We start from the raw sequence: 20,688 nt of genomic DNA on the forward strand, positions 1-20,688 counted from the left end.
TTAACCAAACGAGAGGTTACTGATGCCCTATAAAGCGAAACGCGAATTACCGGATAACGTGCAAAACGTGCTGCCCGCCCACGCGCAGGATATCTACAAAGAGGCGTTTAACAGCGCCTGGGATCAGTACAAAGACAAGGACGATCGCCGGGATGATGCCAGCCGTGAAGAGACGGCCCACAAAGTCGCCTGGGCCGCAGTAAAACATGAATATGAGAAAGGAGACGACGATAAATGGCATAAAAAGAAATAGCCGTGAAATGATTCGCTGCCTTCATTTTGACTTTTCAGGCGGTTGAACTTCCGTTGTATTGCAACTGGTCCGCTAATTGCTTATCGTTATTCGACTGCTGGCAAAATGACCAGCACATATACCCGTCATACTTCAAGTTGCAGATGCGTTGGCTGCGCTCGTTCACCCCAGTCACTTACTTATGTAAGCTCCTGGGGATTCGCTCTCTTGCCGCCTTCCTGCAACTCGAATTATTTAGGGTAAAATGCCGGGAAGGCGAATTACAGATGTCGCAAGGAAGCATGCAGTGGCGGAGGTGGAAAGTGTTAACGCGTGATTTCTTAATGAAGGCAGATTGTAAGACGGCATTTGGTGCTATTGAGGAATCGCTTCTCTGGTCAGCTGAACAACGTGCGGCGTCACTCGCTGCCACGCTTGCCTGCCGCCCGGATGATGGCCCGGTATGGATTTTTGGCTACGGCTCCCTGATGTGGAACCCGGCTCTGGAATTTGTCGAATCGGCAACGGGAACGCTGCCTGGCTGGCATCGCGCATTTTGTCTGCGCCTGACGGCCGGACGCGGCAGCGCGTGCCAGCCCGGGCGCATGCTTGCACTGAAAGAGGGCGGACGCACCACGGGCGTGGCGTATCGCCTGCCGGATGCCACGCTGGAAGAGGAGCTCACGCTGCTCTGGAAGCGCGAGATGATCACCGGCTGCTATATGCCGAGCTGGTGCAAGCTGGAACTGGACGACGGACGCACCGTCAACGCGCTGGTGTTTATTATGGACCCGCGCCATCCGCTGTATGAAGCGGATACCCGCACGCAGGTGATTGCCCCGTTGATTGCCGCCGCCAGCGGGCCTCTGGGCACCAACGCGCAGTATCTGTTCTCTCTCGATCAGGAGCTGACCCGCCTCGGCATGAAGGACGATTGTCTGAATGAGCTGGTGGTGAAGTTGAAGGCGCTGCTGGAAGGGAACCCGCTCAACAGCGCGCTGCGACCGGGTTTTGCCTGACAATACGCCCGGCTTGCCGGGCATTTAAACTTATGCTGCCACGTAGCTGACGGAATGCTCCAGCGACTGGCTGTGGCTATCGATCAGCACATCCCACGTGCCGGTATACGGCACGGTAAGCCAGGCCTTATCGTCCTGTACGGTGAGAATATCCGCCTGGGACTGTTTTTGTGCTTTCGAACTCATCAGATGAATACGACAGCGTTCTGAGCAACGCACCACTACCGTATCCCCGCCAAACAGTTTCAAACTTGTTTTTACCAGTGCCATTTTTTACCCCGTAGTCTTAAACAACGCTCTCCCTGCTGCCATATCCGAGCATGATGTTGTTCACAATTCACTCATGGCATAACACCAAAGGGGAGGGGGCGGGATGCTGATTTTGATCAAAAAATGGCATAACGATTAAACAAAAATGACAAAATTCCTCAAAATTTACGCTGGCGCGCGTTTTACCCGCTAAACGCGCGCCGGAAGAAGATTAAATGCGGAAATGCCCGGCTGTTTCAGCAAGGTCGCCCGCCTGGCTCTGCAGGGCACCCGCGGCAGCGGCGGATTCCACCACCAGTTCGGCGTTCTGCTGAACCATTCTGTCGAGATGGGTCACCGCGTGGTTGATCTCATGAATCCCTTTCATCTGCTCGCTGGTGGCGATGGAGATTTCGCGCATGATGCCAGAGACGCTGCCGATGCTGGAGCGGATCTCATCCATGCTTTCCCCCGCCAGATGCACGTAGCGGGAGCCGGTTGCCACGCTGTCGGTGGTGGAATCAATCAGCGATTTGATCTCTTTCGCCGCCTGAGCGCTACGGCTCGCCAGGTTACGCACTTCACCTGCTACGACGGCAAACCCGCGCCCCTGCTCACCCGCACGCGCCGCCTCGACGGAGGCGTTCAGCGCCAGAATGTTGGTCTGGAAAGCAATGCCGTCAATCACGCTGGTGATATCGCCAATTTTTGCCGACGCGACTTCAATGGACTGCATGGTGCTGATCGCCTGCGATACCACCTCGCCGCCGCGCGCCGCGGCCGCTGAGGCCTTGCTCGCCTGGTCGTTCGCTTCTGCCGCCGATTCATTCGACTGCGTCACGGAGGCGGTGATCTGCTCCACGGCGCTGGCCGTCTCGCGCAGGCTGGATGCCGCCTGCTCGGTACGTCCGGAAAGATCCTGGTTACCTGCGGCAATCTCCTGCGCGGCGTTTTTCACCGATTCGCTGGCGTCACGGAGCTGCACCATCACCACCGACAGCTTATCGCTGAAGGCGTTAAAGGCCTGGGCAATCTGCGCGACCTCATCCTCGCCGTTATCCGGCAGGCGCTGGGACAGATCGTTAGTGCCGTTAGCAATGTTGTGCATCGCGTCGCGAATGTCGGACAAACGCTTGAGCAGGCGGGCAATCAGGAAATGCACAATCGCCGCGCTCAGGAGTGCGAGGATCACCAGCGAAATCCCCGAGGCTTTAAGCAGGGAACGCATGCCGGAGGTGGCGTCACCGCTGTCGAGCGCGATGACTAACAGCCAGTTTGTGCCCGGCACGGCTGTCGCCACGAAGGTTTTTTCCGCGTCGTTCAGCGTTCCGTCGACGAGATTACCGCTTTTCAGCGCAGCAAAATCAATGCCCTTGATCGTCTCACCAAACGGTTTCAGCGTCAGAGCCGGATCGTTAGCGGCAATCACGCTGCCGTCGCTGTTCAGAAGCAACCCGCTGCTGGCCGGGGTGGGATGGATCCCGCGCACGTTTGCCACCACGCTATCCATGGCCACATCGCCCGCCACGACCGCTTTGAGCGTGCCATTTTCTTTCACCGGCACCGCAAAGGTTACCACCAGTTTACCGGTCCCCGCGTCAACGTAGGGCGCGGTGACAACCGGACCGTCCGTGCTGACCACCTGCTGATACCACGGGCGAATAGTGGGGTCATAGTCCGCCGGAACGCCCGCCGGTTCAGAGAATTTCGCCGTTTTGCTGGCGTAGCCAACATAGACGTTGGTGAATCCACCCGCCTGCGCAAGCTGTTTAAACACCGGAACCGGGTCGTCATTCAGCGCAACGGTCTGCGCGGAGGCGATCACCGTCATCTTGCTTTTTACCCAGTCGGCAATCGCCATGTTATGGCTGGCGCTGGTGCTGGTCAGGATATCGCGCTGGGACTGCTGGTTATCCTGGCGCGTGACCTGGAAGTTAATGACGGTATTAAGGAGAAGGGCGACGACCAGACAGCCTGCCGTCGCCACGATGATGCGTGCACGAATCGATCTGAACATAAGTGAAATACCTGCTGTGTTGTTTCCATGCCTATCGGCAACCCCGCAGGTAAACTTGATGCTGAAACCGCGTCCATAAGAAAATAATATTTTTACGGGTTTATTATTAAAAAGTTAATACTTTATCGGCGGACAGCGTCCACTCGGCCAGCTCAACCAGCGTACCAATCTCTACGCCATCAATCAGCGGCAGACCGGTAATGCCGCGGCCGTCGGTGCAGGTCTTGCACAGCTTCACCGGCACGTTTTGCGCGGTGAGGATCTCCAGCATCTGCTGAATGTTATAGCCCTCTGCCGGTTTTTGACCTTTCAGCCCCGCGGTGACCGCGTCCGACATTAAAAAGAGTCGTAACGCCAGGTCACTCTCTTTTTCACGCAGCGCAATCGCCAGGCGCAGGCTGTTGAAAAGGGATTCGCTGCCGTAAGCCGCACCGTTGGCGACGATCACAATCTTTTGCATGTTGACTCCTGTTCTTATAAAGGCACGAATATTGCTTAGCTTTCCCGAGTTTCGCTGTTCTGGAGAGTAAGCATGACATTAATGGCTGGCATTTCGCCAGGCGCTGCCGAATGGCTCGAGCGCGCAAGGATGATGCGTCGGGAACAGTTCAGCAAGCTGGCACAGCTTGGCGTGCTTGTGCACGGCATTAGCCAACTGGTGCACATGTTACAGTGCGAGCGTGGGGCGTCCAACGTCTGGCTCTGTTCACAGGGCAAACTTTACGCCCTCGAATGCAAAGCCAGCCGGGCGATGGTGGATGAAAACCTCGCTGCACTTTATGACATTCTTGAAAAACAGTCGCCGATCCCGGGAAGTACGGTCTGTGAACGCATCGGCGGCGCGCTTCAGAGCCTTGATATGCTTCCCGCGCTGCGCGACGGTGTTATTCAGCAAACGGTAACGGCGCCGCAGGCGATGGAACACTACTCCCGCATGCTTCGCCATCTGCTCAGTATCGTGCCGCAGCTCAATGACAGCATTGACGATCCGCAAATCGCCGGGCGTTTTGTTGCCCTTTATAGCCTGATGCAGGGGAAAGAGCTGGCGGGACAGGAACGGGCCCTGGGGGCGATTGGCTTCACGCAGGGTTTTTTCGATGATGTGACTCGCCAGAGGCTGGTTGACCGCATCGACGGTCAGCAGGCCTGCTTTGAGATCTTTCTCTCGCACAGCTCCGCTGACGTCCAGACCACCTTTTCCCTGCACTGCCAGCCCGATCGTGAAACGGAGCAACTCCGGCGCGTGGCCTGTACCCGCCAGCCTGCCGCAGATGATGGCCTTACCGCTCTGGCCTGGTTTGCTCTGCAAACCGCGCGCCTTGAGCATCTGCGCACGCTGGAGGAGACGCTCATCGCCGATCTGATGACGGCGGTGGACGAGCGTATTTACCGTAACGATGAGTACGTGCCTCCCGCCGATGAGCAGGACGACCCGCTGATACAGTATCCGGAAAAACCGTTGCTCACCCTGGTGCGCCAGCAGGCACGCGAGATAGAACAGCTCTCGCGCCAGCTTGCATCGCTGCGCGATACGCTTGAAGAGCGCAAAGTCATTGATAAAGCGAAAAGCGTGCTGATGACCCACCAGAATATGAGTGAGGAACAGGCCTGGACGGCGCTGCGCAAAATGGCGATGGACAAGAACCAAAGGATGGTGGATATCGCCCGCGCGCTGCTGATGGTGAAGAATTTATGGCAGGTAACACCAAAGGAGTAGCTGCACGGTCAGCGGGCATTTTGTGCCTGATTAAGGTGCGTGCAGGCGAGGGGAGTTCGGTTAGCGCCCCGGAAATTGCGGGTTAAAACCTGGCATTCACTTTGCATTATCGGATTAACCATTTTTGACGATGCGCCAACGGCGGCGCATGCGTCTTCGGGATAAAGGCGTCCACTGGTGCTTCGGCATCGTGGGCGCTTTTTTTTGGTTTTTTTTCAGGAGTGGTTGGTCATGGCGGATTTGTCGAGACGGCGTTTTTTGCAGGCCAGCGTGCTGGCGAGTGGCGCAATGCTGTTACCGGGTATCATGCAGGCCGCATGGGCGGCAGGCTCGGATAAACCGGAGCAGGAAACGGTGCGCATCGGGTTTATCCCGCTGACCGACTGCGCTCCGGTGGTTATCGCGGCGCTGAAAGGCTTTGATAAAAAATACGGTATTACCATCGTGCCCACCAAAGAGGCGAGCTGGGCGGCGGTGCGCGACAAGCTGGTGGCGGGCGAACTCGATGCCGCGCACATTCTCTACGGCCTGCTGTACGGCCTGGAGCTGGGCATCGCCGGCAAGCCGCAGCAGATGGCGAACCTGATGACGCTCAATCAGAACGGCCAGGCGATTACGCTTTCCAGCGATCTGGCGGAGAAGGGCGTACGAGACCTTGACGGGCTGAAAAAGCTCATTGGGCAGCAGGCGCCCGGCACCTACACCTTCGCGCACACCTTCCCGACCGGGACGCACGCCATGTGGCTCTACTACTGGCTGGCCAGCGCGGGCATTAACCCCTTTGACGACGTGCGCACGGTGGTGGTGCCGCCGCCGCAGATGGTGATGAACATGCGCATTGGCAACATGGTTGGCTTTTGCGTCGGCGAGCCGTGGAACGCCCGGGCCATCAACGACCGCATCGGTTTTACCGCCGCCACGTCGCAGTCTATCTGGGCCGATCATCCGGAAAAAATCCTCGGTACGCGCCGCGACTGGGTGGAGAAAAACCCGCACACCGCGCGGGCGCTGGTGAGCGCGGTACTGGAGGCGGCGCGCTGGATCGAAGCCTCCCCGGAAAACAAACGCGAGACCGCGCAGATCCTCTCGCGCCGGGCGTGGCTCAACTGCAAGGAACAGTATCTCACCGGACGCATGCTCGGCGATTACGACAACGGCCTGGGCCAGCGCTGGCAGGACGCGCACCCGATCCGCTTCTTCAACGAGGGGGCCGTCAGCTACCCGTATCTCTCCGACGGCATGTGGTTCTTAACCCAGTTCCGCCGCTGGGGCTTGCTCAAATCCGCGCCGGACTACGCGGGCATCGCGCAGCGCATTAACCAGACCGCGGTCTGGCAGGATGCCGCCACGGCGGTGGGGGGCATCAGCACACCGACTTCACCATTACGCAGCAGCACATTGATGGACGGCACCGTCTGGAACGGTACCGATCCGGAAGGATACGCCAGCCGTTTCGCCATTCACCGTAAAGGGGCCTGATTATGCAGCATCTGCAAAAAACGAATTCACACGAGACGCCGGAGAGTGGGGAGGTGATTGTCCTGCCTCCGGTGCAGGTTCGCCGCCGTACGCCGACGTTTGCGCGTCGGATTAACGCGATCCTCCAGCGCATCATCCCGGCGTTTCTCGGTCTGGGACTGCTGGTGGTGCTCTGGCAGCTGGCGGCGATTAACAGCAAAGGTTTCCCGACGCCGCTCAGCACGCTCGATTCCGCCATCACCCTGTTTGCCGATCCGTTTTATCGTGACGGGCCTAACGATATGGGCATCGGCTGGAACGTGCTCGCCTCATTACAGCGCGTGGCGGTGGGCTTTGGCCTGGCCGCGCTCGCCGGGATCCCGCTCGGCTTCCTGATTGGTCGCTTCACCTTTTTCTCTCGCATGTTCGGCCCGCTGATCGCGCTGTTACGCCCGGTTAGCCCGCTGGCCTGGCTGCCCATCGGCCTGCTGCTGTTCCAGAAAGCGGAGCCCGCGTCGAGCTGGACCATTTTCATCTGCTCCATCTGGCCGATGGTGATCAACACCGCCGAAGGCGTACGCCGCATTCCGCAGGACTACCTCAACGTGGCCCGGGTGCTGCAGCTTTCCGAGTGGACCATCATGCGCCGCATTCTCTTCCCGGCGGTGCTGCCCGCGGTGCTGACCGGGGTACGTCTCTCCATCGGCATCGCCTGGCTGGTGATCGTCGCCGCCGAGATGCTCACCGGAGGTTTAGGGATCGGCTTCTGGATCTGGAACGAGTGGAACAACCTCAACGTCGAAAACATTCTCATCGCCATCGTCATCATTGGCGTGGTCGGGCTGCTGCTGGAGCAGGGGCTGATGCTGATCGCCCGTCGCTTTAGCTGGCAGGAAAAATAAGGAGCGAACATGAAACCATTAATTCAGGTCCAGGCCGTGAGCCAGCGTTTTTCCACCGCCAGCGGCGAGTTTGTGGCGCTGCAAAACGTCTCGTTTGATATCCACGAGGGCGAAACCGTCAGCCTGATCGGGCACTCCGGCTGCGGCAAATCGACGCTGCTGAACCTCATCGCCGGTATTACCCTGCCGACGGAAGGCGGGCTGATCTGCGACAACCGTGAAATCGCCGGGCCGGGTCCGGAGCGCGCCGTGGTCTTTCAGAATCATTCGCTGCTGCCGTGGCTCACCTGCTTCGACAACGTGGCCCTGGCGGTCGATCACGTGTTTCGCCACAGCATGAGCAAGGCGGAGCGCAGGGAGTGGATCGAGCACAACCTCGACCGCGTGCAGATGGGGCACGCCCTGCACAAGCGCCCGGGGGAGATCTCCGGCGGCATGAAGCAGCGCGTCGGCATTGCCCGCGCGCTGGCGATGAAGCCGAAAGTCCTGCTGATGGATGAACCCTTTGGCGCGCTCGACGCCCTGACGCGCGCGCATCTGCAGGACTCGGTGATGCAGATCCAGCAGGCGCTGAACACCACCATCGTGCTCATTACCCACGACGTGGACGAGGCGGTGCTGCTCTCCGATCGCGTGCTGATGATGACCAACGGCCCGGCGGCCACCGTCGGGGAGATCCTGCACGTGGACCTGCCGCGCCCGCGCAACCGGGTGCAGCTGGCCGACGACAGCCGCTATCACCACATGCGCCAGCAGATCCTCCATTTCCTCTATGAAAAGCAGTCGAAAGCGGCGTAACGAGGGGGCTTTAATGCGACTGGTCATTATCGGAAATGGCATGGCGGCCACGCGGCTGATTGCCTCGCTCACCGGGCGTGCTGCCGGTCGTTTCGCTATCACCGTCATCGGTGACGAGCCGGAGCATGCCTATAACCGCATCCAGCTTTCGCCGGTGCTGGGCGGTGAAAAGCAGGCTGCAGACATCTGTCTGCAGGATGACGACTGGTACCAGTCGCGCTGCGTGACGGTGCTGCGGGGCGAAAAGGCGATCGCCGTGAACGTGGACGCGCGGGAAGTGCAAACCACCGCCCGCACGCTGGGCTGGGATGCGCTGGTGTTTGCCACCGGATCAACGCCCTTTATTCCGCCAATCCCCGGCTGCGATGCGCCGCATGTGTTCACGTTCCGCACCCTGGAGGATACCCGGGCCATTCGGACGATCGCCGGTCCGGCGGTGGTGCTGGGCGGCGGCGTGCTCGGGGTTGAGACGGCGGCAGCGCTGGCGCGCTCAGGTGACAACGTCACGTTGGTTCATCGCGGTCCGTGGCTGATGGAGCAGCAGCTGGATCGGCAGGCGGGAATGCTGCTGGAAGAGGCGCTGGCGGCGCGGGGCGTGCGCTGTGAGCTCGCCTCGGGCATCGCAGCGGTGAGCGGGAATAGCGTGACGCTGCTCAACGGGCGCCGCGTCGTCGCCGCTCGCGTGGTGCTGGCGACCGGCGTGCAGCCCAGCGTCGCGCTGGCGCAGGCCAGCGGCATTCGCTGCGCGCGCGGCATCGTGGTGGATCACCAGATGCAAACCTCCGAACCGAACGTCTACGCCATTGGCGAGTGCTGCGAAATTGACGGGCAGACGTTTGGCCTGGTCGCCCCCTGCCTGGCGCAGGCGGAAATCCTGGCCGCGCGGCTGGCCGGGGACGCTACCGCGCCGTTTACCCTGACCGACAGCGGGATGCGCCTCAAGGTGACGGGCGTGGAGCTGTTCAGCCTCGGCCGTGCGGCGGAGCAGGAGGGCGACGTGGTCTGGAGCGCATGGGATCCGCTGACCCGTCACTATCGTCGTTTATTGATCCATCAGGGGGCGCTGGCTGGCGCGCTGCTGATGGGCGACTGCCGCAGCGCGGCAACGTTTACCGATTTACTGGCAACGGCTGCGCCCGCCCACGCGGACTGGCTGTTCGATCGTTTCACTACGCAACCGCAGGTTGCAGGACAGAATGCTATGACAAAACCTACTCTGGTGGTGGTTGGGCACGGTATGGTCGGCCATCATTTCCTCGAAGACTGCGTTAAGCGCAATCTGCATCAGCAGTATCAGATCGTTGTCTTTGGCGAGGAGCGCTATGCCGCCTACGACCGTGTGCATTTGTCGGAATATTTTGGCGGCCGCAGCGCGGCGTCGCTCTCGCTGGTGGAGGGGGATTTCTTTGCTGACAGCGGCATTGAGCTGCGCCTGTCGCAGCAGATCGTCGCTATCGATCGCGACGCGCGCGTGGTGCGTACCGCCAGCGGGCATGAGACCCACTGGGACAAGCTGGTGCTGGCGACCGGCTCATACCCGTTCGTTCCGCCCGTGCCGGGCAACGATTTGCCGGGCTGTTTTGTCTACCGCACCCTTGACGACCTGGACAACATTGCTGCACATGCGGCGGGCTCGCGCCGCGGCGTGGTGATTGGCGGCGGCCTGCTCGGACTGGAGGCGGCGAATGCCCTGAAGCAGCTCGGGCTGGAAACCCACGTGGTGGAGTTTGCGCCCAACCTGATGGCGGTCCAGCTCGACAACGACGGCGCGGCGATGCTGCGCAAGAAAATCGAGGCGCTGGGCGTCGGCGTTCACACCAGTAAAGCCACGACGGAGATCGCCACCGCGGACGGCGGGCTGGTGCTGCGCTTTGCCGATGGCGAACAGCTGGAAACGGACATGGTGGTCTTTTCGGCGGGCATCCGTCCGCAGGACGCGCTGGCGCGCAGCAGCGGGCTGGCTATCGGCGAACGCGGCGGGATCTGCATTGACGACGGCTGCCAGACCTCCGATCCGGACGTGCTGGCCATCGGCGAATGCGCCCTGTGGGAGGGGAAAATCTTCGGACTGGTCGCGCCCGGCTATCAGATGGCGCGGGTGGCCGCCGCCGCGCTGGCGGGAGAGGATAAAACCTTCACCGGCGCGGATATGAGCACTAAGCTCAAGCTGCTCGGCGTGGACGTGGCCTCGTTCGGCGACGCCCACGGGCGCACCCCGGGGGCGCTGAGCTACCAGTGGACGCACGGCCCGCAGCAAATCTACAAGAAAATCGTGGTCAGCCACGACGGCAAAACGCTGCTCGGCGGCGTGCTGGTGGGCGATGCCAGCGAATACGCCACGCTGGTGCAGATGATGCTTAACGGCATCAGCCTGCCGAAAGAGCCGGAAACGCTCATTTTACCCGCGTCGTCAGGCAGCGCGCCAAAAGCGCTCGGCGTGGCGGCGCTGCCGGAAAGCGCGCAGATCTGTTCGTGTCATAACGTCAGTAAAGGCGATATTTGCCGGGCGGTGAGCGCGGGCGCGGCGGATATCGGCGCCGTTAAGCAGTGCACCAAAGCGGCGACCGGCTGCGGCGGATGTAGCGCGCTGGTGAAGCAGGTGATGGAGTTCCAGCTGGCGGAGCAGGGCGTGGAGGTGAAAAAGGACATCTGCGAGCACTTCCCGTACTCGCGCCAGGAGATTTACCACCTCGTGCGCGTCAACCATATCCGCACCTTTGACCAGCTTATCAGCCGCTACGGACAGGGGCACGGATGCGAGATCTGCAAGCCGCTGGTGGGATCGGTGCTCGCCTCCTGCTGGAACGAGTATCTGCTGAAACCGGCGCACCTGCCGCTGCAGGATACCAACGACCGCTACTTCGCCAACATCCAGAAGGACGGCACATACTCCATCGTGCCGCGCATGCCCGCAGGGGAAGTGACTGCCGACGGGCTGATTGCCATCGGGCAGATTGCGAAACGCTACAGCCTGTACAGCAAAATTACCGGCGGTCAGCGTATCGACCTGTTTGGGGCCACCCTCGAACAGCTGCCGGCGATCTGGCAGGCGCTGGTGGAGGCCGGGTTTGAAACCGGACACGCCTACGGTAAATCCCTGCGCACGGTGAAATCCTGCGTCGGCTCGACCTGGTGCCGCTACGGCGTGCAGGACTCCACCGGCCTCGCGGTCCGGCTGGAGCACCGCTACAAGGGCCTGCGCGCGCCGCACAAAATCAAAATGGCGGTCTCAGGCTGCACCCGCGAGTGCGCGGAGGCGCAGAGCAAAGACGTGGGGGTGATTGCCACCGATAAGGGCTGGAACCTCTATCTGTGCGGCAACGGCGGGATGAAGCCGCGCCACGCGGATCTCTTCGCCAGCGATCTGGACGACGAAACGTTAATTCGCACCATCGACCGTTTCCTGATGTTTTACATCCGCACGGCGGATCGCCTGCAGCGCACCAGCACCTGGATGGACAACCTGGAAGGCGGCCTCGACTATCTGCGCGAGGTGATCCTCAACGACAGCCTCGGCATCGCCCACGAGCTGGAGCAGGAGATGGCCCGGGTGGTGGAAACCTACCAGTGCGAATGGCAAACCACGCTCAGCGATCCCAGCCGCCTGGCGCTGTTCCGCACGACGGTGAACGAGACCGCGCCGGATGAAAGCAAGCGCTGGCAGGAAATTTGCGGCATCGACGATATCCCCGAGCAGGCGGGCATCGGCGCGCGGCTTGGACGTAAGCCGATTGCGCTCTTCCGCTTTGGTAAAACCGTTTACGCCCTCGACGATCGGGAGCCGGGCGGCGATGCGAACGTGCTTTCACGCGGCATTCTTGGCGATGCGGCGGGCGAGCCGGTGGTGATATCACCGCTCTACAAGCAGCGCATTCGCCTGCGCGACGGCTGTCAGGTAGAGAACGGCGAACCCGCGGTGCGCGCCTGGCCGGTGAAAATTGAAAACGGCAAGGTGTGGGTTGGCAGCGACGCCCTGGTAATGCGTGCGGAGGCCTCATGACGGAAACCCGGACAACGTGCCCCTACTGCGGGGTGGGCTGCGGCGTGGTCGCCCGCGTGGAAGGTGAAGCGGTAAGCGTTCATGGGGATGAAACCCATCCTGCGAACCTGGGCCGCCTGTGCGTGAAAGGATCGGCCCTGGGGGAAACGACGGGCTTACAGGGGCGGCTTTTGCGCCCGGTCGTTGACGGCCTTGAGGTGGACTGGGCGCAGGCGCTGAGCGCGGCAGGAGAGCGCCTGCGGGAGATTATCGATAAATGGGGGCCGCAGGCGGTGGCGTTTTACGCCTCCGGCCAGCTGTTGACCGAGGATTACTATGCCGCCAACAAGCTGATGAAAGGGTTTATCGGCGCGGCAAACATCGATACCAACTCCCGGCTCTGTATGTCCTCGGCGGTGGTGGGCTACAAGCGCGCCTTTGGCGAAGACGTGGTGCCGTGCGGCTACGAGGATATGGAAAACAGCGATCTGGTGGTGCTGGCTGGCTCGAACGCGGCCTGGACGCATCCGGTGCTCTATCAGCGGCTGGTGCAGGCGAAGCACGACAACCCGCGGATCAAGGTGGTGGTAATCGATCCCCGCAGAACCGCCACCTGTGATATTGCTGACCTGCATCTGGCGCTCGCCCCCGGCAGCGACGCCGGGCTGTTTGTCGGTCTGCTTAATGTGATTCAGGGAACGGATGAGTGGCCCGTTGAGCGCGTGGCGGCGTTTTGCGGCCTCTCGCCGCAGGATATAGGCACCTTTTATGACTGGTTTATGACGGCGCCCCGGGCCATCACGCTCTACACCATGGGGATCAACCAGTCCGCCAGCGGCAGCGACAAGTGTAACGCCATCATTAACGTTCATCTTGCCAGCGGGAAGTTCAACCGTCCGGGCTGCGGCCCGTTTTCGCTGACCGGACAGCCAAACGCGATGGGGGGAAGGGAAGTGGGCGGGCTGGCGAACCAGCTGGCGGCGCACATGAACTTTGAGCCGGACGATCTCTCGCGGGTGGCGCGTTTCTGGGGAACGGAACGGCTGGCGCAGACGCCGGGCCTGATGGCGGTGGAGCTGTTTGACGCCATTGCCCGCGGCGAGGTGAAGGCGGTGTGGATCATGGGCACTAACCCCGCCGTGTCGCTTCCGGACAGCCACGCGGTGTGTCAGGCGCTGGCGAACTGCCCGCTGGTGATGATCTCTGAGGTGATGAAGGATACCGATACCAGCCGGTTCGCCCATATCCGTTTTCCGGCGCTGGGCTGGGGGGAGAAGGACGGGACGGTGACAAACTCGGAACGCCGCATTTCGCGCCAGCGCGCGTTTCTGCCCGCGCCGGGCGAGGCGAAGCCGGACTGGTGGATCGTCGCGCAGATGGCGAAACGGCTGGGCTACGGCGAGGCCTTTGCCTGGCAACATCCGCACGAGATTTTTTGCGAACATGCGGCGCTGACGGCCTTTGAAAATGACGGCGCGCGGGCATTGAGTCTTCATGAACTGGCTGCGCTAACCCGCGAGGAGTGGGATCAGCTTGAGCCTTATCAGTGGCCGACGGGGAGTTTTCCGCGCCGAAACATCGTTCCCGTTAACCCTCTGTCGCACGGCGCGACGGTCAGCGCGTTATACCCGCTGATTCTCAACTCGGGGCGCATCCGCGATCAGTGGCATACCATGACCCGAACGGGATACGTGGCGAGGCTGATGCAGCATATCGCCGAACCGTTTGTTGAGGTTAGCCCGGCAGACGCCGTTCGGTTTTCCCTGTGCGACGGCCAGCTGGCGCGCATCAGCTCGCCGCGCGGCGTGATGGTGGCAAGAGTGCGAATCAGCGACGGGATACGGGAAGGCGAGGCGTTTGCCCCGATGCACTGGAACGCCGGGTTTGCCCGCCAGGGAAAGGTGAATGCGCTGGTGGAAGGGCGCTGCGATCCGGTTTCGGGCCAGCCGGAGAGTAAACAAACCGCCGTCAGGATCCTGCCCTGGCAGCCCGCCTGGCAGGGTGAGCTCTATGTCCGGGAATGGCCGGAAGTGCCCTCTTCGGCTTACTGGTGGCGCAAAGCCTCACGCCTGACGGTGGCGGGCGATCAACCGCTGCTGCCGTGGGTAATGGAATACGCCAGCGACCGGGGCTGGCAGCTGCAGGTTGCGCAAACCGGCGAACGCAGCAGCGTGCTGGCCTGGCATGAAGGCCAGCTGATGCTGGGCTTCTGGGAGGGCTCCGCGTTACCGGCGCTGGCGCATGCGGTGATTGAAGCCGCTTTTCAATCCCCACCCGTGCTTCTTGCAGAACGCCACGCCTTGTTGAACGGGCAGAGCGTCGGGAAGGCGGCGGATCCGGGACGCATCATCTGCAGCTGTTTCAGCGTCGGGGAGAATGCGATACGGGAGGCGATCGTCGGCGGGTGTGATTCCGTCACCGCGCTGGGGGCGACGCTGCGCTGCGGTACGAACTGTGGCTCCTGCGTGCCGGAGCTGAAAGGGCTGTTTCAGGATAATCCTGAAATGTCCGTCAGGACTGCATTTCAAGGCTTATCGCGTTAACATAATAGGAGTTTGTTCATTAACACAGGTTCTTATTTACGACGTTGATGGCTGTATCGTCCCGCATTCGTTTGCTGTTTTTACTCTCCCTTGTTACGGCCGGAGCCGTTCACGGTGCGCCGAATTCCTTTATCCATCAGGCGCAAAATCCCTTTGATAATAACGGGGATAGTTTGCCCGACCTCGGCATGGCGGCGCCAACGGGCGAGGGGGAGAAGCACCTGGCCGAAATGGCGAAAGCCTTCGGTGAAGCCAGCATGACCGACAACGGTCTGACGACGGGCGAGCAGGCGCGTCAGTTTGCGTTTGGCCAGGTGCGCGACGCGGTGAGCGGCGAAGTGAACCAGCAGATTGAATCCTGGCTTTCGCCCTGGGGGAACGCCAGCGTGAACCTACTGGTGGATAACGACGGCAAATTTAACGGCAGCAGCGGGAGCTGGTTTATCCCCTGGAACGATAACAACCGTTACCTGAGCTGGAGCCAGCTTGGCCTGACCCAGCAGGCGGATGGTCTGGTCAGTAACGCCGGAATAGGCCAGCGCTGGGTCGCCGGGAAATGGCTGCTGGGTTACAACACGTTTTACGATAACCTGCTGGACGAAAACCTGCAGCGTGCCGGGCTGGGCGCGGAAGCGTGGGGGGAAAATCTGCGCCTGTCAGCCAACTATTATCAGCCCTTTGCCGGCTGGCGCGATCGCTCCGACGTCCAGGAGCAGCGCATGGCGCGCGGCTATGACGTCACCGCTAAAGCCTGGCTGCCGTGGTTCCATCATCTCAATACCAGCGTGAGCTTCGAGCAATACTTCGGCGATAACGTCGACCTCTTCAACAGCGGAACCGGCTATCACAATCCCGTAGCGGTGAATCTGGGGCTTAACTATACCCCCGTTCCGCTGGTCACCCTGACCGCCGCGCACAAGCAGGGCGAAAGTGGCGCGAGCCAGAATAACCTCGGGCTGAAGCTCAACTATCGCTTTGGCGTGCCGCTGGTGAAGCAGCTTTCCGCCGGTGAAGTCGCCGCCACGCGCTCCCTGCGCGGAAGCCGCTACGACTCGCCGGAGCGCAATAGCCTGCCGGTGATGGAGTTCCGCCAGCGTAAAACGCTGTCCGTCTGGCTGGCGACGCCGCCGTGGGATCTGAAAGGGGGCGAGACCGTTATGCTGAAGCTTCAGGTTCGCAGCGCGCACGGCATTCGTGAGATCCACTGGCAGGGGGATACGCAGGCGCTGAGCCTGACGTCGCCGGCCAAAAGCAACAGCAGCGACGGCTGGAGTGTAATTATGCCTGCCTGGGATGACAGTGAAGGGGCGACAAACCGCTGGCACCTGTCGGCGGTGGTAGAAGATGAGAAAGGCCAGCGCGTCTCGTCCAATGAGATCGTGCTGACCGTCGTGCAGCCGCTGGTCGCATTGCCCGACAACGACCCGCGCTGGAAGCTTCTGCCGGAGGAGTAATCCTTAAAAAATGCGTTCCTGATGCACCCACACCGCGGCTTCAACGCGGGATTTTAGCTTCATTTTCTTCAGCATATGCTTCACGTGCACTTTGACCGTGCTTTCGGTGATGTCCAGGCGGCGGGCGATCATTTTGTTCGGCAGCCCCTGGGCAATGAGTTTGAGAATATCGCGCTCGCGCGGGGTTAACTGGCTGACGTCGCGGTCAGAGGTGGCGCGATTGGCGCGCAGGCTGGCGGCCAGCACCGGCGTTAAGGCTTCGCTGAGAACCATCTCGCCCGCCGCGGCCTGCTGCAGCGCCTTAAGCAAGTCTTCCGGCTCCATATCCTTGAGCAGATAACCATCCGCCCCGCGCTTCAGCGCCGTGACCACATCCTCTTCATGGTTCGACACGCTAAAGACGACGATGCGCCCGGAAAGCGATTTTTCCCGCAGCTTGTCGAGGGTTTCCAGACCGTTCATGCCGGGCATATTCAGATCCAGCAGGATCAGATCGGGATCGAGGGATTCGGCAAGCTCAATGCCCTGTTCACCGTTGCTGGCTTCGCCAACCACGGTGATATCGGGCGCCATGCTGACCAGCTGTTTCACGCCAGTACGCAGCATCGGATGGTCGTCGATCAACAGGATGGATGCCGGTTCCTGATTAGTCATGGGTTTCTCCTTGAGCAGTTGTAAGCGGTTTCTCGGGAATAAAGGTGACCACAACTTCCGTGCCACCCGTCTCTCTCCGGCGAACCTGGCAATCACCGCGCAGGCTTTGGGCGCGGTCTCGCATAATAATTAAACCATAGTGGTTAGTGCGTTCGGCATTTTCCGGCACGCCGCGGCCGTTGTCGTGAACCGTGAGCTTCACCTGATTGCTGTGCTGGCTGACGGTGACCGTTACCGCCGTCGCGCCGGAATGCTTGAGCACGTTGCTCAGCGCTTCACGGGCGATCTGCAGTACATGTATGGCCTGGTGGGAGGGGACAAACCGCGGCGGCAGCTGGTAGTCCAGCTTCACCGGGAACCCCAGCCGGGCGCTAAATTCGTGACAGCTGGACTCCAGCGCCGGACGCAGGCCCGGCTCGGTCAGCTGCAGACGGAAGGTGGTCAGCAGCTCGCGAAGCTGTATCCAGGAGGTGTTCAGCTCGTTGCGGATCTGGCTGAGCAGCTGCTTGTTGCTTTCGGGCATCTCCGCATCCTGCATCTGCAGGCAGCTCACCTGCATTTTCATACAGGAAAGCGACTGGGCGATAGAGTCGTGAAGCTCGCGGGCGATGGTCGCGCGCTCTTCCATGACGATCAGCTGCTGCTGCTTTTCCTGATGCCTGTCGAGCGCCAGCGTGGCCGTTAGCTGTTCGACCAGAGTATCGACCAGCTGCTGCTGGTCGTGGCTCAGGTGACGCCCGGCTGGCAGCGTTGCCAGCAGAATACCGTACTGGGTGTGGCTGTCGGTCAGGCGCCACTTCAGGGTGGTGCCGCCGGACGTCAGCGGCGGCAGGCCGCGAGGGCAAAGATGGCAGCCTTTGTCATCGCAGGACATATCCGACTGACAGGTAAATTCCTGATGGTTATCTTCGTCTTCCACGTCGTAGACGCGCAGCTCAAGGTCGTGAAGGAGGGTTAGATTTTGCAGGCCGTTCAGCACCGGAGAGAGGCGTTCGCATAGCGGCACCTGCATGTGCAGACGACGGTTGGCCTGCCACAGGAAGGAGAGGATCTCGTTTTTCTGCTCCAGTCCGGCCGTTTTTTCCTGAACGCGCTGTTCCAGCACCGCGTAGCTCTCGGAGAGCTCTGCAGACATGGTGTTGAGCGCCTGGCCGAGCATCGCCATCTCGTTGCGCCCGCTGATGTGCGTGCGCTGGGTAAAATCGCGTGCGGTGACCGCGCGGGCCATTGCCAGCAGCTGTTTCCACGGGTTTAGCAGTCGCGCGCGGAGCCAGACGATAGTGAAGATCAGCAGCAGCCCCATAAACAGCGCCATGGCGCGGTGCACCATCACCACCCGGTCGATGCGTAATTCGGTGGTTTGGTCGAAAGAGGAGACCAGCGCATCAATGCGTGAGACGAACCCCGCCACGTCCTGCGCAACGGTTTTCGTGCTGCGCGCCTGTTTCAGCCCGGGCTCCAGCTGGGTGTGCCAGTAGCCCTGAAGGGCTTTAAGCTGATATTGCTGACCGGCGCGGATGGCGGCGTTTTCCAGTTCGGGGCTGAAGACCGTGCGCTCCATTTCATCAATCAGAGGCCGATCGTCCTGCGTCAGGGGAACCGACGCCAGCAGGCGATAACTCTGCATGCGTAGCGAGCCTGCCTCGTTGATGGCATGCGCATTACCCTGTACGCCCTGTACCAGCCAGCCGGAGATCGCCATGCCGGTCACGCCGATGGCGGTGGACAGCAAAACAATCAGAGCGAGCTGATTCACGAGCGTCAGCGGAGATAAACATCTTTTTAACATAGAGGTGGCGTGCTCCTGACGTGGCCTGCTTGCAGGAATGGCGCTATTCTGGTGCATACCCTGGAGTATACCCATACCAATAAAGGATTACCCCTAAATTGCCAACGGAGTAGGGGGAAGGAGGTGGGGGTAGTCTGGAACCGTCAGTGCCGTGAAAAACCACGTCTTTTTTACCGAATTAGCCTACTCACTAAGGGTGAGGCCTTATTTTACGCCGCAAATTCTCCCACTTTTCCTTTGATTTATATCAACTTACCGCCGCCCTAAAGCCCTAATGTTTGCAGCATCATTCGAGAATCAGAGGTGTCTATGAGTCACTCATCCGCTCCCGAAAGGGAAAATGGTGCCGTTATTACAGATTGGCGTCCAGAGGATCCGGCGTTCTGGCAACAGCGCGGCCATCGTGTAGCCAGCCGGAATCTGTGGATTTCCGTGCCGTGTTTGTTATTAGCGTTTTGCGTATGGATGTTGTTTAGCGCGGTGGCGGTAAATCTGCCGAAAGTGGGTTTTACGTTTACGACTGATCAGCTGTTCATGCTGACCGCGCTGCCGTCGCTGTCAGGCGCGCTGCTGCGTGTGCCTTACGCGTTTATGGTGCCGGTGTTTGGCGGTCGTCGCTGGACGGCGTTCAGTACGGGCATCATGATCGTCCCCTGCGTCTGGCTCGGCTTCGCGGTGCAGGATACCTCTACGCCGTTCAGCGTGTTCGTGATTATTTCCCTGCTGTGCGGTTTTGCGGGTGCGAACTTCGCCTCCAGCATGGCGAACATCAGCTTCTTCTTCCCGAAAGCGAAGCAGGGCGGTGCGCTGGGCATTAACGGCGGCCTGGGGAATATGGGCGTCAGCGTGATGCAGCTGATTGCCCCGCTGGCGATCTCTGTTTCTATTTTCGCGGCCTTTGGCGGCGGTGGCGTTGAGCAGGCGGATGGTTCCTCCCTCTATCTGCAGAACGCCGCCTGGATCTGGGTGCCTTTCCTGGTGGTCTTCACCCTCGCAGCCTGGTTCTTTATGAATGACCTGTCCGCGTCGAAGGCGTCGCTGAGCGAACAGCTGCCGGTGCTGAAGCGTGGACACCTTTGGGTGATGGCGCTGCTGTATCTGGCCACCTTCGGTTCGTTTATCGGCTTCTCTGCGGGCTTCGCGATGCTGTCGAAAACGCAGTTCCCGGAGATTCAGATCCTGCACTTTGCCTTCTTCGGACCGTTTATCGGTGCCCTGGCGCGTTCGCTGGGCGGCATGGTCTCTGACCGTCTCGGCGGTACCCGCGTGACGCTGGTTAACTTCGTCGTGATGGCGGTATTCTGCGCGCTGCTGTTCCTGACGCTGCCCGTCGACGGGCAGGGCGGTAACTTCATCGCCTTCTTCGGCGTGTTTATGGTGCTGTTCCTGACGGCCGGGCTGGGGAGCGCGTCTACCTTCCAGATGATCTCCGTGATCTTCCGTAAGCTGACGATGGATCGCGTTAAGGCGCAGGGCGGGAGCGAAGAGCAGGCCATGCGCGAAGCGGCGACGGATACGGCCGCGGCGCTGGGCTTTATCTCTGCCATCGGCGCGATTGGCGGCTTCTTTATCCCGAAAGCGTTCGGTATCTCTCTGGACCTGACCGGCTCTCCGGCTGGCGCCATGAAAGTCTTCCTCGTCTTCTATATCGCCTGCGTTGTGATTACGTGGCTGGTATATGGCCGAAATACCAAGAAAAATAAGTAAGTGTGATTATCCGTTTACGCGGCCTTCGGGCCGCGATTTTTTTGCCAGCATAATAGTTACAACATACTTACGGCTTTTACGGCAGACGCCTGCGGTGACACTGTGATCGCCATCGCTTTGCAGGTGGCTCTACCCCTTAATACCTGAGATGTTAAATGTTGACTGGCTTT

The 20,688-nt window shown here is 60.6% G+C and carries 15 protein-coding genes; 10 read left to right on the forward strand and 5 right to left on the reverse strand.

What is annotated here, in order from left to right; genetic code table 11:
- The first annotated feature begins 22 nt into the window (after positions 1 to 22).
- Both chaB and HCH49_RS03780 read left to right on the forward strand, forming a co-directional pair.
- A complete protein-coding gene (chaB, locus tag HCH49_RS03775) occupies positions 23 to 253 on the forward strand; it encodes a putative cation transport regulator ChaB (protein WP_023312121.1) in 231 nt (76 codons plus the stop codon).
- A 302-nt stretch (positions 254 to 555) separates the two neighbouring features.
- Positions 556 to 1,251, forward strand: coding sequence for a gamma-glutamylcyclotransferase (locus tag HCH49_RS03780; protein WP_221702214.1), 696 nt, complete (start codon positions 556 to 558; stop codon positions 1,249 to 1,251).
- 30 nt (positions 1,252 to 1,281) lie between these two features.
- Here the strand turns inward: HCH49_RS03780 and HCH49_RS03785 are convergent, their stop codons facing one another.
- From HCH49_RS03785 to HCH49_RS03795, 3 genes are all read right to left on the reverse strand, one after another.
- Positions 1,282 to 1,521 (reverse strand): DUF1883 domain-containing protein, encoded by a 240-nt coding sequence (locus tag HCH49_RS03785; protein WP_010432930.1) that lies wholly within the window; start codon positions 1,519 to 1,521, stop codon positions 1,282 to 1,284.
- Positions 1,522 to 1,732: 211 nt separating this feature from the next.
- On the reverse strand, positions 1,733 to 3,517 hold the full coding sequence (locus tag HCH49_RS03790) for a methyl-accepting chemotaxis protein (RefSeq protein WP_221702215.1): 1,785 nt from the start codon (positions 3,515 to 3,517) through the stop codon (positions 1,733 to 1,735).
- Between the two features lie 106 nt (positions 3,518 to 3,623).
- Complete coding sequence (locus HCH49_RS03795; RefSeq protein WP_008499522.1) at positions 3,624 to 3,977, reverse strand: DsrE/DsrF/TusD sulfur relay family protein; 354 nt, start codon at positions 3,975 to 3,977, stop codon at positions 3,624 to 3,626.
- Positions 3,978 to 4,049: 72 nt separating this feature from the next.
- Between HCH49_RS03795 and nasR the strand changes: the two genes are divergently transcribed.
- The 7 genes from nasR (at position 4,050) to HCH49_RS03830 (ending at position 16,368) form a co-directional block, all read left to right on the forward strand.
- On the forward strand, positions 4,050 to 5,234 hold the full coding sequence (gene nasR, locus HCH49_RS03800) for a nitrate regulatory protein NasR (RefSeq protein ID WP_094934678.1): 1,185 nt from the start codon (positions 4,050 to 4,052) through the stop codon (positions 5,232 to 5,234).
- 231 nt (positions 5,235 to 5,465) lie between these two features.
- Complete coding sequence (locus HCH49_RS03805) at positions 5,466 to 6,713, forward strand: CmpA/NrtA family ABC transporter substrate-binding protein (protein WP_096149910.1); 1,248 nt, start codon at positions 5,466 to 5,468, stop codon at positions 6,711 to 6,713.
- 2 nt (positions 6,714 to 6,715) lie between these two features.
- Positions 6,716 to 7,594 (forward strand): nitrate ABC transporter permease, encoded by an 879-nt coding sequence (gene ntrB, locus HCH49_RS03810; RefSeq protein ID WP_033145770.1) that lies wholly within the window; start codon positions 6,716 to 6,718, stop codon positions 7,592 to 7,594.
- A 9-nt stretch (positions 7,595 to 7,603) separates the two neighbouring features.
- Positions 7,604 to 8,392 carry an ABC transporter ATP-binding protein gene (locus HCH49_RS03815; protein ID WP_221702216.1) on the forward strand — a complete coding sequence of 263 codons (789 nt, stop codon included), beginning with the start codon at positions 7,604 to 7,606 and terminating at the stop codon, positions 8,390 to 8,392.
- A 13-nt stretch (positions 8,393 to 8,405) separates the two neighbouring features.
- Positions 8,406 to 12,392 carry a nitrite reductase large subunit NirB gene (gene nirB / locus HCH49_RS03820; protein ID WP_221702217.1) on the forward strand — a complete coding sequence of 1,329 codons (3,987 nt, stop codon included), beginning with the start codon at positions 8,406 to 8,408 and terminating at the stop codon, positions 12,390 to 12,392.
- The gene (locus tag HCH49_RS03825) at positions 12,389 to 14,914 is read left to right on the forward strand and encodes a nitrate reductase (RefSeq protein ID WP_221702218.1); all 2,526 of its coding nucleotides are present in this window, start codon (positions 12,389 to 12,391) and stop codon (positions 14,912 to 14,914) included. Before nirB ends, HCH49_RS03825 begins: the two co-directional genes overlap by 4 nt.
- Positions 14,915 to 14,961: 47 nt before the next feature.
- Positions 14,962 to 16,368, forward strand: a complete 1,407-nt coding sequence (locus tag HCH49_RS03830) for a YchO/YchP family invasin (RefSeq protein ID WP_096149907.1) — start codon at positions 14,962 to 14,964, stop codon at positions 16,366 to 16,368.
- Positions 16,369 to 16,371: 3 nt separating this feature from the next.
- Here HCH49_RS03830 and narL read toward each other — a convergent pair whose 3' ends face one another.
- Positions 16,372 to 17,022: a two-component system response regulator NarL gene (narL, locus tag HCH49_RS03835; RefSeq protein WP_008499531.1), complete on the reverse strand. Its 651-nt coding sequence runs from the start codon at positions 17,020 to 17,022 to the stop codon at positions 16,372 to 16,374.
- A complete protein-coding gene (narX, locus tag HCH49_RS03840; protein ID WP_221702221.1) occupies positions 17,015 to 18,811 on the reverse strand; it encodes a nitrate/nitrite two-component system sensor histidine kinase NarX in 1,797 nt (598 codons plus the stop codon). Before narX ends, narL begins: the two co-directional genes overlap by 8 nt.
- Positions 18,812 to 19,120: 309 nt before the next feature.
- Between narX and HCH49_RS03845 the strand changes: the two genes are divergently transcribed.
- Positions 19,121 to 20,518, forward strand: a complete 1,398-nt coding sequence (locus HCH49_RS03845; RefSeq protein WP_033145765.1) for a NarK family nitrate/nitrite MFS transporter — start codon at positions 19,121 to 19,123, stop codon at positions 20,516 to 20,518.
- The last annotated feature ends 170 nt before the right edge of the window (positions 20,519 to 20,688 follow it).

Origin of the sequence: Enterobacter sp. Y17 (assembly GCF_019730495.1) — a bacterium.
Lineage (GTDB): Bacteria > Pseudomonadota > Gammaproteobacteria > Enterobacterales > Enterobacteriaceae > Enterobacter > Enterobacter asburiae_B.

Excerpts from the sequence above, each read along its gene's own strand:
- HCH49_RS03815 (WP_221702216.1), top strand. The coding sequence starts at position 7,604 with ATGAAACCATTAATTCAGGTCCAGGCCGTGAGCCAGCGTTTTTCCACC.
- chaB (WP_023312121.1), top strand. The coding sequence starts at position 23 with ATGCCCTATAAAGCGAAACGCGAATTACCGGATAACGTGCAAAACGTG.
- HCH49_RS03795 (WP_008499522.1), bottom strand. The coding sequence starts at position 3,977 with ATGCAAAAGATTGTGATCGTCGCCAACGGTGCGGCTTACGGCAGCGAA.
- HCH49_RS03805 (WP_096149910.1), top strand. The coding sequence starts at position 5,466 with ATGGCGGATTTGTCGAGACGGCGTTTTTTGCAGGCCAGCGTGCTGGCG.
- nasR (WP_094934678.1), top strand. The coding sequence starts at position 4,050 with ATGACATTAATGGCTGGCATTTCGCCAGGCGCTGCCGAATGGCTCGAG.
- HCH49_RS03830 (WP_096149907.1), top strand. The coding sequence starts at position 14,962 with ATGGCTGTATCGTCCCGCATTCGTTTGCTGTTTTTACTCTCCCTTGTT.
- narL (WP_008499531.1), bottom strand. The coding sequence starts at position 17,022 with ATGACTAATCAGGAACCGGCATCCATCCTGTTGATCGACGACCATCCG.
- narX (WP_221702221.1), bottom strand. The coding sequence starts at position 18,811 with ATGTTAAAAAGATGTTTATCTCCGCTGACGCTCGTGAATCAGCTCGCT.
- HCH49_RS03785 (WP_010432930.1), bottom strand. The coding sequence starts at position 1,521 with ATGGCACTGGTAAAAACAAGTTTGAAACTGTTTGGCGGGGATACGGTA.
- HCH49_RS03825 (WP_221702218.1), top strand. The coding sequence starts at position 12,389 with ATGACGGAAACCCGGACAACGTGCCCCTACTGCGGGGTGGGCTGCGGC.
- HCH49_RS03790 (WP_221702215.1), bottom strand. The coding sequence starts at position 3,517 with ATGTTCAGATCGATTCGTGCACGCATCATCGTGGCGACGGCAGGCTGT.
- HCH49_RS03845 (WP_033145765.1), top strand. The coding sequence starts at position 19,121 with ATGAGTCACTCATCCGCTCCCGAAAGGGAAAATGGTGCCGTTATTACA.
- nirB (WP_221702217.1), top strand. The coding sequence starts at position 8,406 with ATGCGACTGGTCATTATCGGAAATGGCATGGCGGCCACGCGGCTGATT.
- ntrB (WP_033145770.1), top strand. The coding sequence starts at position 6,716 with ATGCAGCATCTGCAAAAAACGAATTCACACGAGACGCCGGAGAGTGGG.